Annotated in this window: 19 protein-coding genes; 9 read left to right on the forward strand and 10 right to left on the reverse strand. The window is 24.4% G+C overall.

Annotation, left to right across the window (positions count from 1 at the left end; all coding sequences use genetic code 4):
- Nucleotides 1–83 precede the first annotated feature (83 nt).
- A complete protein-coding gene (locus tag QEG99_RS00345; protein WP_280102027.1) occupies nt 84–518 on the forward strand; it encodes a hypothetical protein in 435 nt (144 codons plus the stop codon).
- Between the two features lie 96 nt (nt 519–614).
- Here QEG99_RS00345 and asnA read toward each other — a convergent pair whose 3' ends face one another.
- On the reverse strand, nt 615–1,595 hold the full coding sequence (gene asnA, locus QEG99_RS00350) for an aspartate--ammonia ligase (RefSeq protein ID WP_280102028.1): 981 nt from the start codon (nt 1,593–1,595) through the stop codon (nt 615–617).
- The gene (locus QEG99_RS00355) at nt 1,588–2,400 is read right to left on the reverse strand and encodes an alpha/beta hydrolase (RefSeq protein ID WP_280102029.1); all 813 of its coding nucleotides are present in this window, start codon (nt 2,398–2,400) and stop codon (nt 1,588–1,590) included. Before QEG99_RS00355 ends, asnA begins: the two co-directional genes overlap by 8 nt.
- A 267-nt stretch (nt 2,401–2,667) precedes the next feature.
- Between QEG99_RS00355 and fba the strand changes: the two genes are divergently transcribed.
- The 6 genes from fba (at nt 2,668) to QEG99_RS00385 (ending at nt 7,511) form a co-directional block, all read left to right on the forward strand.
- Nucleotides 2,668–3,531 (forward strand): class II fructose-1,6-bisphosphate aldolase, encoded by an 864-nt coding sequence (gene fba, locus QEG99_RS00360; RefSeq protein WP_280102030.1) that lies wholly within the window; start codon nt 2,668–2,670, stop codon nt 3,529–3,531.
- A gap of 34 nt (nt 3,532–3,565) precedes the next feature.
- Nucleotides 3,566–4,072: a thermonuclease family protein gene (locus QEG99_RS00365; RefSeq protein WP_280102031.1), complete on the forward strand. Its 507-nt coding sequence runs from the start codon at nt 3,566–3,568 to the stop codon at nt 4,070–4,072.
- A 78-nt stretch (nt 4,073–4,150) separates the two neighbouring features.
- Nucleotides 4,151–4,978, forward strand: coding sequence for a ribosome biogenesis GTPase YlqF (gene ylqF, locus QEG99_RS00370; RefSeq protein WP_280102032.1), 828 nt, complete (start codon nt 4,151–4,153; stop codon nt 4,976–4,978).
- Complete coding sequence (gene pip, locus QEG99_RS00375; RefSeq protein WP_280102033.1) at nt 4,971–5,927, forward strand: prolyl aminopeptidase; 957 nt, start codon at nt 4,971–4,973, stop codon at nt 5,925–5,927. The genes ylqF and pip (QEG99_RS00375) overlap by 8 nt, the downstream gene beginning before the upstream one ends.
- Before the next feature lie 68 nt (nt 5,928–5,995).
- The gene (gene pip / locus QEG99_RS00380) at nt 5,996–6,961 is read left to right on the forward strand and encodes a prolyl aminopeptidase (RefSeq protein ID WP_280102034.1); all 966 of its coding nucleotides are present in this window, start codon (nt 5,996–5,998) and stop codon (nt 6,959–6,961) included.
- Complete coding sequence (locus QEG99_RS00385) at nt 6,954–7,511, forward strand: DJ-1/PfpI family protein (RefSeq protein WP_280102035.1); 558 nt, start codon at nt 6,954–6,956, stop codon at nt 7,509–7,511. The genes pip (QEG99_RS00380) and QEG99_RS00385 overlap by 8 nt, the downstream gene beginning before the upstream one ends.
- A 77-nt stretch (nt 7,512–7,588) precedes the next feature.
- Here QEG99_RS00385 and QEG99_RS00390 read toward each other — a convergent pair whose 3' ends face one another.
- From QEG99_RS00390 to QEG99_RS00420, 7 genes are all read right to left on the reverse strand, one after another.
- Nucleotides 7,589–7,960 (reverse strand): hypothetical protein, encoded by a 372-nt coding sequence (locus QEG99_RS00390; protein WP_280102036.1) that lies wholly within the window; start codon nt 7,958–7,960, stop codon nt 7,589–7,591.
- Between the two features lie 283 nt (nt 7,961–8,243).
- Entirely contained in the window at nt 8,244–9,050 is an 807-nt protein-coding gene (locus tag QEG99_RS00395; RefSeq protein ID WP_280102037.1) for an alpha/beta fold hydrolase, read from the reverse strand.
- Nucleotides 9,050–10,030 (reverse strand): lipoate--protein ligase, encoded by a 981-nt coding sequence (locus QEG99_RS00400; RefSeq protein ID WP_280102038.1) that lies wholly within the window; start codon nt 10,028–10,030, stop codon nt 9,050–9,052. Before QEG99_RS00400 ends, QEG99_RS00395 begins: the two co-directional genes overlap by 1 nt.
- Nucleotides 10,031–10,034: 4 nt before the next feature.
- Entirely contained in the window at nt 10,035–10,355 is a 321-nt protein-coding gene (locus QEG99_RS00405; RefSeq protein WP_280102039.1) for a hypothetical protein, read from the reverse strand.
- Nucleotides 10,356–10,443: 88 nt separating this feature from the next.
- Nucleotides 10,444–11,820: an FAD-dependent oxidoreductase gene (locus tag QEG99_RS00410; protein ID WP_280102040.1), complete on the reverse strand. Its 1,377-nt coding sequence runs from the start codon at nt 11,818–11,820 to the stop codon at nt 10,444–10,446.
- Nucleotides 11,821–11,923: 103 nt separating this feature from the next.
- Nucleotides 11,924–12,892 (reverse strand): bifunctional oligoribonuclease/PAP phosphatase NrnA, encoded by a 969-nt coding sequence (locus QEG99_RS00415; protein ID WP_280102041.1) that lies wholly within the window; start codon nt 12,890–12,892, stop codon nt 11,924–11,926.
- Nucleotides 12,879–13,856: a bifunctional oligoribonuclease/PAP phosphatase NrnA gene (locus QEG99_RS00420; RefSeq protein WP_280102042.1), complete on the reverse strand. Its 978-nt coding sequence runs from the start codon at nt 13,854–13,856 to the stop codon at nt 12,879–12,881. Before QEG99_RS00420 ends, QEG99_RS00415 begins: the two co-directional genes overlap by 14 nt.
- Before the next feature lie 298 nt (nt 13,857–14,154).
- Between QEG99_RS00420 and QEG99_RS00425 the strand changes: the two genes are divergently transcribed.
- Complete coding sequence (locus QEG99_RS00425) at nt 14,155–14,832, forward strand: hypothetical protein (RefSeq protein ID WP_280102043.1); 678 nt, start codon at nt 14,155–14,157, stop codon at nt 14,830–14,832.
- Between the two features lie 32 nt (nt 14,833–14,864).
- Here QEG99_RS00425 and QEG99_RS00430 read toward each other — a convergent pair whose 3' ends face one another.
- The gene (locus QEG99_RS00430) at nt 14,865–15,302 is read right to left on the reverse strand and encodes an NUDIX domain-containing protein (protein WP_280102044.1); all 438 of its coding nucleotides are present in this window, start codon (nt 15,300–15,302) and stop codon (nt 14,865–14,867) included.
- Nucleotides 15,303–15,497: 195 nt separating this feature from the next.
- On the opposite strand from QEG99_RS00430, the gene QEG99_RS00435 reads away from it, so the two are divergent.
- Nucleotides 15,498–15,893: a hypothetical protein gene (locus QEG99_RS00435; RefSeq protein WP_280102045.1), complete on the forward strand. Its 396-nt coding sequence runs from the start codon at nt 15,498–15,500 to the stop codon at nt 15,891–15,893.
- Nucleotides 15,894–15,896 lie beyond the last annotated feature (3 nt).

Genomic DNA, 15,896 nt, shown 5'->3' on the forward strand with positions numbered 1-15,896 from the left:
GGAAAAATTGCCCGTTTTTCCCAAATTTTTCCATTTTTTAATGAAAACGGCAAAAAAACCGACATATATATGCGGAGGTATATATGAAAAATAATAAAACTTTAGTTTCATTAAAAGAAGCAATTAAAATTATTAAACAATATGAAAAACATCAATGTAAAATCGATTTTAAAGACGAAAAAAAGTGTAGAATTATAATGGAAGGAGAAAAATTGAAAATGCAGGAAACTAGTGAGAAAAAAATCACACTCAAATCTTTATATAACTTAGTTCTTAATATGCAAAATGTGCTTTTGGATGTTCAAAAACAAACTAATGAAAATTCTGCCGATATTAAAGAAATCAAGATTGTTCAAGCACAACACAGCCAAGATATTAAAGAAATCAAAGCTGTTTTAGCAGAACACAGTAAAATTTTACAAGAACACAGCCAAGATATTAAAGAAATTAAAGAAGATGTTAAAATGTTAAAATCTTTCCATGAAGAGGATATTAAAAAATACAAAGATAAAAAGTAATTTAAAATTGATACATTAATTCATATAAAAAAACAAAACTTCTTTTATAACAAAAAAACTGGCAGTTTTCTGTCAGTTTTTTTGTTATAAATTTATTTACAAAATTTCAATTCCTTCCTTTTTTAACTTTAACTTGTAGTTTTCAGGTCAATAACTAGATTGAACTTCACCAATATGTTTTTTTTCTAGTAAAAACATACTAACTCTACTTTGACCGATTCCGCCCCCGATTGTTAATGGTAATAAATTATTAACTACATTATAATGATATGGGGAAATTTGTTCAATTTCTTTTTTGCTCATTTTTGATTGTTCAAGAATTGATTTTTCATTGACTCTAATTCCCATAGAAGAAAGCTCAATTGCTTTTTCTAAAACTTTAGAATAAACGAGTAAATCTCCATTTAAATTTCAATCATCGTAGTCAAACGCTCTACGAGAGTGAATAATTTTTGATTTTAAAGGATAACCAATTTGATAAACAAATACAGCTCCTTTTTCTTTTGTTATTAATGTTTCTCTTTCATCAACTGAATAATTTGGATATTTATTTTCCAATTCTTGAGAAGAAATAAAATAGACTTTTTTAACTAAATCATTTGTTAAATTAGGAAATTGTTCAACTAATTTTTCTTTTGTTTTATATAATGCATCATAAATTAAATTTACAGTTTCTTTTAAATAATTTAAATTTCGATCTTTATTTTCTATTATTTTTTCTCAGTCTCACTGATCTACATAATATGAATGTGTATTATCCAATTCTTCTTCTCTTCTTATTGCATTCATATCTGTATAGATACCTTCATAGACATCAAAATTATATTCTTTTAAAGCATTTCTTTTTCACTTAGCTAATGAGTGCACAACTTCTAGTTGCTGTTCACTTCCTTTAACTTTAAATGAAACTGGTGCTTCTCCATTTAGTCCATCATTTAATCCAGAAGTTTTGGCAACAAATAATGGAGCAGTTGCTCTAACTAAATTTAAATTTTTTTTCAGTTGTTCTTGAAAATATTTTTTTAAATTTTGAATTGCAATTTGAGTCTCTTTAATTGATAATTTGGATTTATACATTTTTCTCCTTACTATAATCATTTTTAATAAATTCACTAACAATTTTATAATATTGATCAAATTTTTCATAATAAATCATATGACCAGTTTTATCAAATATTTTATATTTTAAGTTTTTTAAATGTTTTTGAAAATATTTAATGCATTGTTCGCGATCAATTACTGCATCTTTTTCTCCTAGTAATAACAGCGAAGGAATTTCGATTTTTTTAAGAGCATCTTCAATTTTATTCATTAAATTTATATCAGGTAGTGAATAGCCGAGTTTTAAAATATCGGGATTATTGTATAAAAATGGATCGAATTGCTCTTCTTCTTTTTTCATAAATTCATTATTGTTAAAAAGAGGTTTTGTATCGTAATATAAAGCATTTAAAAAAGTTTTATATTCCTCAAATGTTTTTGGAAAATATGTTTTAAAATAATCATCTTTTTTTGCTAAAGAGCTTTTGTTCATAGGCGCTACAAAAATCATTTTTGAAATTGCTTCTGGAATTAATTGGTAGGCCAATGCTATAGTTGCCCCTCCCATTGAATGACCAATTAAAACTACATCATTTAAATTGTTATCCTTAATAAAGTTTGCTAACAATCTAGCAAAACTTTCGACCGATATTTCATCACCCCTTTTAGCTTTTAAAAGAGAATTTCCAGGAAAAGCAATAGCATAATAATCACTTTCATTCCATTTATCAGCAAAAATATTATGACTTTTAGGAGATGAGTTAAAGCCATGAACAAAAATAATAGGGTTTGCACTTTTATTTTTTGCCTTTTTATATATTATTGGATAACTATATTTCATAATTGCTCCTTTATTGATTAATTTTTATTATATATTATTTTAAAATAAAAATTTCTATTTATTTTTTTCATAAACTAAAAAGATAATTTAATTAATAATTTTCAGCTAAAAAATAATAAATTATTTTCATTTTATGGCTTAAATTATTAAAAAAATCATATATTTCCTTTTTAAATTAAAAAAATGACATTATTAATTATTTTTTTAATTTTCTAAAATAAATTTATATAATTTAATAGTAAACTTAAAATAAATAAGGAGAAAATAATGGGTTTAGTAAATGCAAAAATAATGATGAAAGATGCATACAAAAAAAAATATGCAGTACCTCACATTAATATTAATAATTTAGAATGAGCTAAAACAGTTTTATTATCAGCTCAAGATATGAGATCGCCATTAATTTTAGCAACATCTGAAGGTGCTGTAAAATATATGGGTGGTTATAAAACAGTGTATGGAATGGTTAAAGGATTAATCGAAGATTTAAAAATTACAATTCCAGTTGCATTACATTTAGATCACGGTTCATACGAAGCTTGTCTTAAAGCAATTGCTTCAGGGTATACTTCTGTTATGTATGATGGTTCTCATGAAGATTTTAAAACTAATTTAAAAAATACCAAAAAATTATTAAAAGTAGCAGTTGCTGCTGGTGTTTCTGTTGAAGCTGAAGTTGGTACAATCGGCGGAGAAGAAGATGGTATTGTTGGTAATGGAGATTTAGCAGATCCTGCTGAAGCTAAAAAAATGACTTCATTAGGAATTGATATGTTAGCCGCTGGAATTGGAAATATCCACGGTCCATATCCAGAATCATGAAAATCTTTGAATTTTGAAGCATTACAAGAAATTTCTGCTAAGGCAAAAATTGGACTTGTATTACATGGTGGTTCAGGAATACCAAAAGATCAAATTCAAAAAGCAATTTCATTAGGAATTTCAAAAATTAATGTTAATACAGAATTACAACAAGCAAATGCAAAAGCAATTTGAGAATTTGTTGAATCAGGAAAAGCAAAACAAGGAAAAAACTTTGATCCTAGAAAATTATATGCTCCAGGATCTTTAGCAATGAGAGAAACAGTAATTGAAAAAATTAAAGAATTCGGATCAGAAAACAGAGTTTAAGGCTCTGTTTTTTTATTTCATTAAACTTTTTCTTTTGTTTGTCCAGTTTTTGTTTACTTCTTGTCAGCACAATTCTCAATTTATTTACAATCAAAAAGTAACATCAGTATATGATGGCGATACTTTCAATATTTTAAATGATCGTTATAGATTATATGGAATTGATACCCCAGAAATAAAAGATCAAAACCACCGAAAAAACGATGGATTAAAATATACTTACGCAATTCAAGCGCGTTCTTTATTAAAGGTTTTGATCGAAAATCAAAATATAAATATAGAAAAAATTAGTTTAGATAAATACAATCGAATTGTTTCGAAAGCTTATTATAATAATCAAGATATTTCTAAAGAAATGCTAAAAAATGGTTTAGCAATAATTAAATATATTTCCATAGATGTAAAATCTCCATTTTATACAAGTGATTTTAATTACTATAGTGAATTAAAAGAAACAATGTTTAATGCTATGAAAGAAAAAAGAGGCTTTTGATCGGTTTTTAAAAATCTTGACGAAGTAGAAAATGCTTTATATAAATAGTTAAATTATTATGCTATTTATCAGTATAAATATTAATAATTTAAATATAGCAATTATTGCTGTGGTAAAATTAATATTATGATTCAATGATTTCCAGGACATATGGCTAAAGCCATAAGGCAAATAAAAGAAAAGCAAGTATTAGTGGACTTGTTTTTAATAGTTTTAGATGGCAGGGCACCTATTAGTTCATATAATGAAGAATTTGATAAAATTGCTCCAGAAAAACCGCGTCTTTTTGTGATAACAAAAAGTGATATGGCTGATAAAAATAAAATAAACACTATTTTAAAAAGATTTGAAAACAATTCCAGTTCTAAAGCAATTTTGGTTAATTTAAAAGAAAATATTTCAAAAAAAATAATTTTAAAATCAATTAATCATTTATTAGAAAATAAAAGAAAAAAAGATATGGAAAAAGGTTTTTTAAAACCAAGATTACGAGTTTTTGTTGTTGGAGTGCCCAATAGTGGTAAATCAACTTTAATTAATCTTATTGCATCAGCTAAAACAAAAGTTGGAGATATGCCCGGAGTAACTAAAGGACAACAATGAATTAATGCAGGAGATTTTCAACTGCTTGATACACCAGGGATATTGTGACCTAAATTTGATGATCAATTAATTGGTATAAAATTAGCAATAATTGGTTCTATTAAACCTGATATTATTCCTAAAAAAGATTTTTTCAATTTTGGATATAAATTATTAAGTCAATATTATCCAGAAAAAATTTTAAAATTAGGATTAGAACCGGCAATTGATGAAACTGAAATATATAATAATTTATATAAATTAGGTAAACTAAAATTATTTTTAACAAAAAACAATCAACCAGATTTAGAAAAAACAATGCAATGATTTATTATTTATTTAAGAAAGTTAACAAATGTTACATATGATTAATAATTTTAAATCGGGTTATTTAAAAACTGAAGATAATCATTCAGTTTATTATCGAGTTTATGGGGAAGAAAAAAATATTGCAGTTTTTGTTATTCACGGCGGCCCTGGTGGAGCTAGTAATTACAAAGATATAAAATGATTTGATTTAAATTTATATAAAGTTATTTTTATCGATCAAAGAGGTTGCGGTAACAGTTTACCTAAAATGGAACTAGAAAATAATGATAGTAATAAATTAGTAGAAGATATTGAAAAAATTAGAAAACTTTTAAAAATAGATAAAATGATTTTATTTGGCGGTAGTTGAGGATCTACTTTAAGTTTGCTATATGCAATAAAATACCCAAAGCACATTTTGCATTTATTTTTGTTTTCAATATTTTTAGGTCGAAAAAAAGATATTGACTTTCTTTATGAAAAAAATGGAGCAGCACTATTTTCACCTGATTACTATCATAAATTTTTTACATTAGTTAAAAACGAAAAGGGCAAAAGGGTTTTAGAAAAATATTATAATATTTTCAAAAGTGAAAATCATTTATTAAAATCAAAAGCAGCTATTTATTATACAAATTGACAATCCTCGCTGGCATCTGTTTCTAAATTTCATTTTTATGAAAATGCTTTAGAAAATGAAGTTAAAGATAAAATTAATTATGCTATGTTTGAATCGCATTATTTAATAAATAATTTGTTTTTAGAAAACGATAATTATATTTTAAAAAATGTTAAAAAAATTGAAAATATTAAAACAACATTAATTCACGGTCGTCTTGATTTAATCTGTAGATCTCAAGGAGCATTTTTGCTTTATCAAAAATTAAAAAATGCTAAATTATATTTAGCAGATGCTTCGGGGCATTCTTGCGAAGATAAAATTTTTAAATCTATAATGAAAAAAGAAATTTTAAAATTATCAAATAAATTAAAATCAATTATAAAAAACTAATTTTAAAGAAAATATTTAAAATTTATTATAATATTTATATATAAATATTTTAAAATTTTGGAGAAGTTATGGACAGAAATAAATCACTTGTTGAATCTGGATATTTAAATGTTTCAAATTTACATTCGATTTATTATGAAATTCACGGAAACAAAGAAGGAATACCGGTTTTCATTGTTCACGGCGGTCCTGGTGGAGGAAGTTCTTATAAAAATATAAAATTGTTTGACTTGAAAAAATATAAATTGGTATTTTTTGATCAAAGAGGTTGTGGTCAAAGTATACCCAGACACGAACTAGAAGAAAATAATACTGATGAGTTAATCGAAGACATTGAAAAATTAAAGCAACACTTAAAATTAGAAAAAATTATTTTATTTGGTGGCAGTTGAGGAACTACATTGAGTTTATTGTATGCAATAAAATATCCTGAAAATGTTTTACAAATGATTTTAAGAGCGATTTTTTTAGCCAGAAAAAAAGATGTTGATTTTCTTTATAAAAAAAACGGAGCAAGCGAATTTAATCCAGATTACTATAAAAAATTTTGTGAATTTGTAAAACTTAAAAACAATCAGGACATTTTACAAAGATATTATGAAATTTTAAAAGACAAAAATAATGGGTTAAGAAAAGAGGTTGCAAAGGTTTTTTCTGATTGAGAATCTTCTTTAGCATCAATTGGCAAATACAAGCCAAGAAAAAGATTAACTGAACAACAGCATAATTTTAATATTGATATTTCACTTTTAGAAGCACATTATTTTGTAAACAATAGTTTTTTAAAAGAAAATAATTTTATTTTAAAAAACACTAAAAAAATTGAAAATATTAAAACAATTATAGTTCATGGCAGGCAAGATCACATTTGCTTACCCAGTGGTGCGTTTCAATTATTTTCAAAACTAAAAAATGCTAAGTTATTTTTAGTTGATAAAGCTAGTCACTCAACATGAGAAAAATCTATAGAAAAAATTTTAAAAAAAGAAATTCAAAAAATAACAAATGAAATAAATAAGGAGAGAAATGAGTAGTGTTAAAAGTAAATTATTAGTACTAGTATTGGATGATTTTCAAGATTATGAACTAGTAGCGGTTACAACAACTTTAGAAAGAGCTAAAACATTTGATGAAATTGTATTTTTTAATCCAAATGAATCTAGAGAATATGTTGGACAATATGGAATAGTAAAAATTACAACTAGAAAAAAAATAGAAAACTGAAGTAACTATGGTGCAATCTTTATTCCTGGCGGAAAAGGTGTATCAGCGCTAAAAAATGATTCAAAAAGCAAAGAATTAATCGAAAGATTTATTCATGAAGATAAATGAGTATTTGCAATTTGCGATGCACCTAATGTTTTATACACTCAAAGAGTTTTTGATAAAGATATTATATATAGTGCATACCCAAGCGATTATCAAAAAGGTAAAGGTTATAGAAAAAGAAACAATATTACTAAATGAGAGAAAATTATTACAGGAAAAAGCGCTTTAGTTTCAGTTGATTTTGCACTAGAAATCATTCAAGAAATTCAAGGCGAAAATGTTAAAAATGAAATACTAGATGCATTAAAAGGTTAAAAATAAGATAAAAGCAAAATAAAAATAGACATCCAAAAATTTTAGGGTGTCTATTTTTTTACAATTAAATTTAAATTTTATTTTGCCGAAATATTTCTTCTTTTAATTTCGTTTAATAGCATAATTGCACCAATAAAACCAACTAATTGAATAAAGATTCCTACAACACTTAAAACAAAATAATTACCCTCATCTTTTAATGGAGGTAATTTAAATGTTAAAATAATTTGAAAAATCAATACTAAAATTGATGAAATAATACCTATTATCATAAATATAAGTGCGAAAACAATTCCAGCATCTGCCCCTGATAATGATAAGTCACCTGTTAATCCTGCAACTCCAGTAGCGATTGTACATATTGCAAATAATAGTCAAGAAACCACAACTACTACATTAGTTCATAAAACTGCTTTGGCCATAGTTTTGCATTCATTTAAAGTTTTCATTTTTCCTCCTTTTTTTAATTAATTATATAAGTCAACAAAAAAAAAAAAAAAAAAGTAAAAAATACATTTTTTGCTATTTTTTATAGTAAAAAAGTGAGTTTTTATTATTTATAAGCATTCATTTTTAATAAATATTAACTTTATTATTTACATTTTTTCAGTGAATATTTTAGTAGTTTTAATTTTAAGTGCCATAGTCATTTATAATTTTAATAAATTAAAAAAGCAGACAATCTTGAATAATGATTATCTACTTTTTTTATTATCATTAAATAAAATATGTTTATAAACTACTAATTAATTTATTAATTTTTTCATTAACTTGTTCAGGTTTTTCAAAAAAAATGGCATGTCCACAATTGGAAATAGCACTAAGGTTTTTGTTTAAATCATTAGCAATTTTAGCTACCGACATAAAAGGAACGAACATATCATTTATTCCGATAATGAATTCATAATTATTGCTTTGAGTATATAATTTTTTAATTTCTTTTTTCAAATAGTTGGGATTAATAATTTGATTTGTAACAAGTTTTAAAAAATTTCTCTCTTTAAATTTAGTAATTTTTAAAAACATTGTAGCAATTTTATTTAAATTTTCTTTGTAACCATTTTTGTTATTAAATACTAAGTTTTCGGAACTTTCAATCGCATCATTTAAATTGCTTGGAATTAATCATCTTTTAAGTTTTTCAGTTGTTTCATCTAGTTTTGCAGATAAAATATTGTAATTAATAGGTGCAGCTAAAAGTGCATAATTAACCATTTTACTATTTAATAAATATAATGCACTTGCTCCACCTAAAGAATGCCCCACTACTAATTTAAAATTATAGTTTATTTGTTTTACAAATTCTTGAGCAATTTTTTGATAATATTCGATCGTAATTTCGCTGTTTGCGCTACTTTTACCACAGCCAGGAAAATCAATTGCCACTACATCATAGTTTCTATTTTTTAATAAATAAAGCTGTTGAGCAAAATTGTGAGAAGAGTTAAAACCGTGTAAAAATAAAACTTTTTCTTTTCCTGTATTTTCTTCAACATAAAAAACTTCTTCGTCAAAGATTTTTATAAATTTTTTATCCATTATTCTCCAAACATAATTGAAATTATTTCATCAATGGTTATTGTTCCAAAATAATCATTTAAATTACTTATTGAATTTAAAATATTTTCAATTTCTTTTTTATCATAATTTTTATTTAAAAATAACGGAATAATTTCATTAATGTCAGCCTTACTTAAAAAATCACCTTGAAATTGAAGTGAATCGATTTTATTTTTAATAACATTAGCCTTTATTTGTAAAATTCCCCCATCAGTTTTTGCTTCATTAAAAAAAGAAAATTCTGGATTTTTTCCCAATAATCAATCATTTGATTTTTTATATTCTGCAATTTCATCTATTTTTTGATAATAATTTTCAGGAATAATAAAATCTGTTGCATTATATTTTTCTTTTAAAAATAGGGCAAATTTATCAATGAATTCTTGAATAGAAATTTTTTGCTCTAATTCATCTAAAAGATTAGTCACTCTTTGTCTAGCGCTTTTAATTCCTTTTGATTCCATTTTCAATTTACTTGGATTAAGAACTTTAGAAAGTTTTGTTAAATCTACATTAAATAAAATTGTTCCATGGTGAACCATTTTATCTTTATAAATAAATTGGGCATTGCCAGAAAATTTAGAACCATTAACTACTAAATCATTTCTACCTTTAAATTCGACATTTAAATTTAAAGTTTTTAAAAATTCCATTACTGGTTCTAAAAATTTTTCATAACTTCTTTCATCTTTTTTAGTTATAAAAGAAAAATTTAAATTTCCTAAATCATGATAGACAGCGCCTCCGCCTGAATTTCTTCTATATAAATCAATATTTTCCTTTTCTAAAACATCAAATTTAACTTCGCTATGTGCATTTTGATTTCTTCCAATAATTACTGCATTATTATGTTGATACAAATAAACTATATCTTCTTTATTATTATCGTCTTTAATCATCAATTCTTCAAGAACCAAATTATAAAATGGCGAATAATTTTTACTTACAAATATTTTCATTATATTACTCCTTTGCTAATAAATCGAAATTTGTTACTGATTTAAAAAGATTTAAAAAATCCTTTTCATTTTCTTTTGATAAATTTAAATTACTAATATTATAAATATTAATAGTTCCATAATCTCATCTTCTTTGATATCTATTTTCATCTAGAAGAAAAATTAAATCTTCCATAAATCAATTAAAATAATTTTCATCATATTTTAAATTGCGTAACATTTTATTGATTTTAATATCTAATATTCTTTCTTGGTGAAGTAAAATTTCAAAATCAAAAGAAAGATTTAATTCTTCACTACTTTTAATTTGTCATTTGTTTTTCATAATAACAATTATAAAACATAAATAAAAATAGCAAGAGAATTACTTGCTATTTTTTCACATTTATTTTATATATTTGATATTAAATAAATTATTCGTTATATTTTAAACCTAAAGCGTTTAAAATTGTTTGAATGATAAAGTTAAATGGTTTGTTAAAGTGTGGTAAGAAGTAGTAGTCCATTAAAGCGATTTGTGGAAGAGTTAATTGTTGTTGAATTGCTAGTGAAAGCATGTACATTACTTCTGTATGGTTTGCCGCTCTTCCTTGTGAACCGATTTGTGCTCCTAATAATCTTAAAGTTTCTTTATCGTATGTTAATTTAATTCACACTTTGTAATGATGTCTCATAAATTCTGGTCTATCATTGTCTTCGAAGTATTCTGATGCAACTTTATCTTTTAGATGTTCATATTTAGCAGCAGTAACATCTGTTAAACCTGTTGATGAATAATTGTAGTTAAACACATTAATTGCATTTGTTCCGCTGTATCCTGGGAATGTAATTCCTTCATTTCCAGCTAAATGGAATGCTGCAACAATTCCTGATTTAACAGCATTTGTTGCTAGAGCAATATGTGTATATTCTCCTGTTGAGTTATGAATCATAGAAGCAGAATCACCGATTACATATAAATCTTCATCACTTAATGATCTTTGGAATTTATCAACTTTAATAGCTGTATTTTCAGTTTTTTCTACACCTTGAATTAATTCAGTATTTGGTTTAAATCCGATTGCTAAAATTACTAAATCAGCTGCATATGTTCCTTTATCTGTAACTACAGCTGAAACTGTTTTTCCATCTTCGGTTTCAAATCTTTGAACTCTTTCTCCTAATTGTAATTTAATTCCATGTTGCTTCATTGATTCTTCAACTTTTGAAGTAAATTCTGGGTCAAAGTAGTTAGGAATAATTCTATCTTGCATATCAACTAATGTTACATGTTTTCCATATTTGTGGAAAGCCTCTACTAGTTCAATACCGATGTACCCAGCACCAACAACTACAACATTTTTGATTTCAGGATCTACTGCTTTAGCTTTAATTTCTTTAGCATGAGCAAATATTTTTGAAACAATAATATTTTCTAAATCAACATTTTCAAATGCAGGAACAATAGGTCATGTTCCACCTGCATAAACTAATTTATCATATGTATCTTTAAATGTTTCTCCAGTATTTAAATCTTTAACTAATACATATTTTTCTTCTCTATTTATTTCAACAACTTCATGAGCTATTTTAACATCAACACCAAGATTTTTTAACTCTTCAATGCTTGAATAAAATAATCCATCTGGTGTATCAAATTCTCCACCTACTCATAATGCAATTCCACATCCTAAAAAAGAAATGTCTGTGTTTCTATCATAAGCTACAAGATGTGCATCAGGAGCAATCTTTTTCATTGTTCTTAAAAAAGAAGTTCCAGCATGGTTTGCACCAACTGATATAATTTTCATTTTTTCTCCTATAAATATTTATTTTTTTATTTTACTATTAAATTATATAATTTTTCTCGTTTTTTTAAACATTGTAAATTATAAAATAATTTTTTTTATTTTTTTAATTGTGTTTATTTCAATTTTCAAATTCTTGTTGACAGTCATAAGCAATTTTTTCAATGTCATTAACATCATTAATTATTGCACCCGATGCCCTTTCATGGCCTCCACCACCTCATTTGACAGCAACATTTCTAACTACTGGACCATTCGATCTAAATTCAACTCTTCATTTTTTATCTTCTTCTTGAGTAAATGAAAGTCAAATTCGATAATTATCAATATTAGCTAAAATATTAGGTCTAGTTGCAGCTGCAGAATCTTTATTGAATTTTTTTTGTGTTTCTAAATCCATAGAATAATATATTACATTTTCCAATCTTTTAAAATTGGATAAAATATATGCTTGAAATCTTAAATCATTTTCACTGTTTTTTGTCAAATTAGAATGAATTTTTTCAATATTCATATCTGTTTTTCAAAGTTCTGATGCTAAAAATAAAGTTCTTGAACTTGTATTAGAATATAAAAATCTTCCTGAATCGGTGTAAATTCCTGTATAAATGTACTCAGCTGCTTTAGCGCTAATTGTTCATTTATTTTCTACAGCTAGATGGGCAATTTGTTCAGCAGCTGCAATATATGAAGAATCAACTCATTTAACATCAGTATTTAAATCATCTTCGTTAGGATGATGATCAATTCTAATGACTGATTTAAAAATATTTTTATCTAATAATTCACGTTTTTCTATTCTTTCTTTAAAATTTGCATCAACTATAATAGCAAGAGCACTTTTTAAAAAATCATCAGAAAGATCGTTTTGAAATTGAAAATCCAAAAATGATAAAATACCTTTAGAATCTCCAACAGTTTTAACAGTTTTGTTAGGGAAGTTATCTAAAATCAATTGTTTTAGACCAAATTGCGAACCTAAACAATCTCCATCAGGTCTAATGTGATGAAAAATTACGATATTATCATGATTTTTAATTATTTCAGTTACTTCTTTTATACTACCGATTTTCATTTTCAAAATCCTTTATTAATTTAATGGCTTTTTCAACTATTTCCGGAATTAGTGCAGGATCACTAATCATAGCACCTGAAGCATTATCATGACCTCCTCCGCCATATTCTCTTCCGATTAAATTAACTTTTGGACCATTAGATCTTAAACGAACTCTAATTTCTCCATCTGGTTGGTCTATAAAGAAAATTCAGATTCTATTATCTTCGATGTTAGCTAGAATATTAACTTGATTAGCCTCTTCATAACTTAAATTCAACTTTTCAATAACATCATTTTTTACATAGTATCAAATAACTTTTTCTTTGCTTTCAAAGTTTGATAAAACTTCACCATGGAATTTAATTTCCTTCATTGTTTTACCTGATAATTCTTGATGAATTTTATGAATATTTAATCCATATTTCATTAAATGAGCAGCTACTACAAAAGTTCTTTTACTTGTGTCGCTATAAAAAAATCTTCCTGAATCGGTGTAAATTCCTGTATAAATGTATTCAGCTGCATGGGCGTCAATTTTTCATTTTGCTTTCATCGCTAGATAACCAACCATTTCAGCTGCGGCAGCATATGATGCATCAATTCAATTATATTTATAATCAATATCTGCTCCATTAGGATGATGGTCTAATCTTGCCATTGCACTAATTTTTCCTGATAAAATTAGTTCTTTTTTTTCTAATCTATCAGAACTAGAAGCATCAACAACAATACCTAAAGAATTTTTAAAATCTTTTTCAGTTAATTTACTTTCATCATAATGAGTAAAATCTAAAAACGATAAAATACCTTTAGAATCTCCGATGTAAAATACTTTTTTCTTCGGATAGTTTAATTTAATTAATTCACCTAAACCAAATTGAGAACCTAAACAATCTCCATCGGGTCTAATATGATGAAATATAAAAATATTATCATGCATTTCAATTGCATTTTTAATTGTATTATAAGTACCTTTTTTCATTTTTTTCCTTTTTATAAATTTATAAAATTATTAATTCAATTATATTACTTTTTTACCTTACTAAAAAAGAATTTATTAATTTATGTTTTAAACAGAATTTTAAAAATAGTTTTTGATTATTTTTTAAATTTATATTTTTAAAATAAGTTTAATTTTATCTTTAAGATTCTAAATATTTATAAATATTTTTGTATAATTTAATATATTAATTAAAACAAGTTGATAAAAAAAAAAAAAAAAAAAACTGATATTTTTTATAAAGTTATAAAAGTATTACATAAAAAGGAGAAACAAATTAATGTTTAATAATATGAACGATAACGATTTTGATTTTCATAATCAATTTAAAGACCTTAAAATAAAAGATAAAATTCAAATAAAATTAGATGAATATCATTTTTTATGATGATTTTTATCAGTTTTCTTTTCTGGATTATTTTTTGCCTCGATATTTACAAGTGAGCATCTAATTAAAAAATATTTTGTTTCATTTGACAGACTAGATTATTTTTTAAAAAATTTAATTTTGTATATAAGTTTAGCGATAAGTTCTTTAATTGAAATTTTAGCTTTTAAATATAAAATAGTTAATTATATTGATAAAAACAAAAGTGAAAATAAAAATTATTTAACAGAGAAAAAACATCGTCAATTTGCTTTTTTTGCTATTTATGATGCATATGCAAAAATTATTTTATTTATTTCCTTAGGAATGCTATTTTATAGTGCTTTTATCGCAAGTTTGTGAACCGTTATTAAAAGCGATACAGTCTTTTTAATTTTGAGCTGACTACCTACGATATTTTTTGTTCCATATTGATTATTTTCTGCCTTTTATCAAATATGATTTCAGTATGGTAAGTCAAAAATGATGACAAAAACTGATATTTTAGAATATGTTTTAAACCGCAGATGAATATTTTGAGTTTTAAAAAAAGATATTGTATTTTATAGAACTAAAATATATGATTTTTAAAAATGGCTTTAATAAAAAAGAGGGTTTTATTTTTAAATTCCCTCTTTTTTATTATCTTTTATTAAAAATTGCAAATCATTAAAAGATTTTCTTAAAATTTCAATTAAATCCTTTCTTTTTAACATATTCATAGCTCTTTTTACTGGTAAATATTTTACTTTAGTAATATCTTTATCATTAATTTTTAAAATATTTTTTTCCTTTTCTATTGCTAAAAATAAAATTACTTTTTTATCGTTATTATTATCCAATTTATAATTTGTTTCATATTGATATTGTTCCATAATAATAACATTTTCTAAATTAGTTTCTTCTTTTAACTCTCTAATTGCAGTTTGAATATGAGTTTCATCATTTTCCACATGTCCTTTTGGAAAAGATCAAAATTTATTAAATTGTTTAACTATTAAAACTTTAATTTGCCTTTTAAATTTTTTAAAAACAATAGCACCACATGAAATTTCTAGCATATTATCCTCCTAAAATGATTTTATCAAAAAAATATTCATAATAATTCAAAAAAAAGTTCAAAAAAGTCAAAAATAATGATTTTTTTTGAACTTTTTTGTGTTTTTCTTTCGTCATATATATATATATATATATATAATTGATAAAGTGAATAACTTCACTAAAATTAAAACACATTGTAATTTTGAACAAAAACTATGAAAAATTTATTTTTAGGAAAAGCGCCAAGAGAAAGAAAATATTTGCCGAAAGTAATCGAACATTTATATTCGTTTTTTTCTGCGATAATTTTTTCTATTTCTCTAATTTTTTTCATTTTTTTACTAATAAACACTGAAGAAAAAAACTTACAAGATAAGTTGTTTTTATTATTAAACAAAATGGAATTTAGATTAATAATTTCTTTTTTTGTTTTTTGTTTTTTAGTAAATATTGTTTATGTAATTAGACTTGTAAGAATATTACCGAAAACAGAAAGTGGAAAAATTTTGGTTTATTTAGAAATTATATTTTTAATTTTGTTTTTCCTTTCTTTTATAAATTTATTTGTTTCATTATCTTGTTTAAAATTCAATGAAATAGTTTTTGAATAGAAA

Source organism: Mesomycoplasma lagogenitalium (assembly GCF_029854295.1).
In the GTDB taxonomy this organism is placed as follows: domain Bacteria; phylum Bacillota_I; class Bacilli_A; order Mycoplasmatales; family Metamycoplasmataceae; genus Mesomycoplasma_A; species Mesomycoplasma_A lagogenitalium.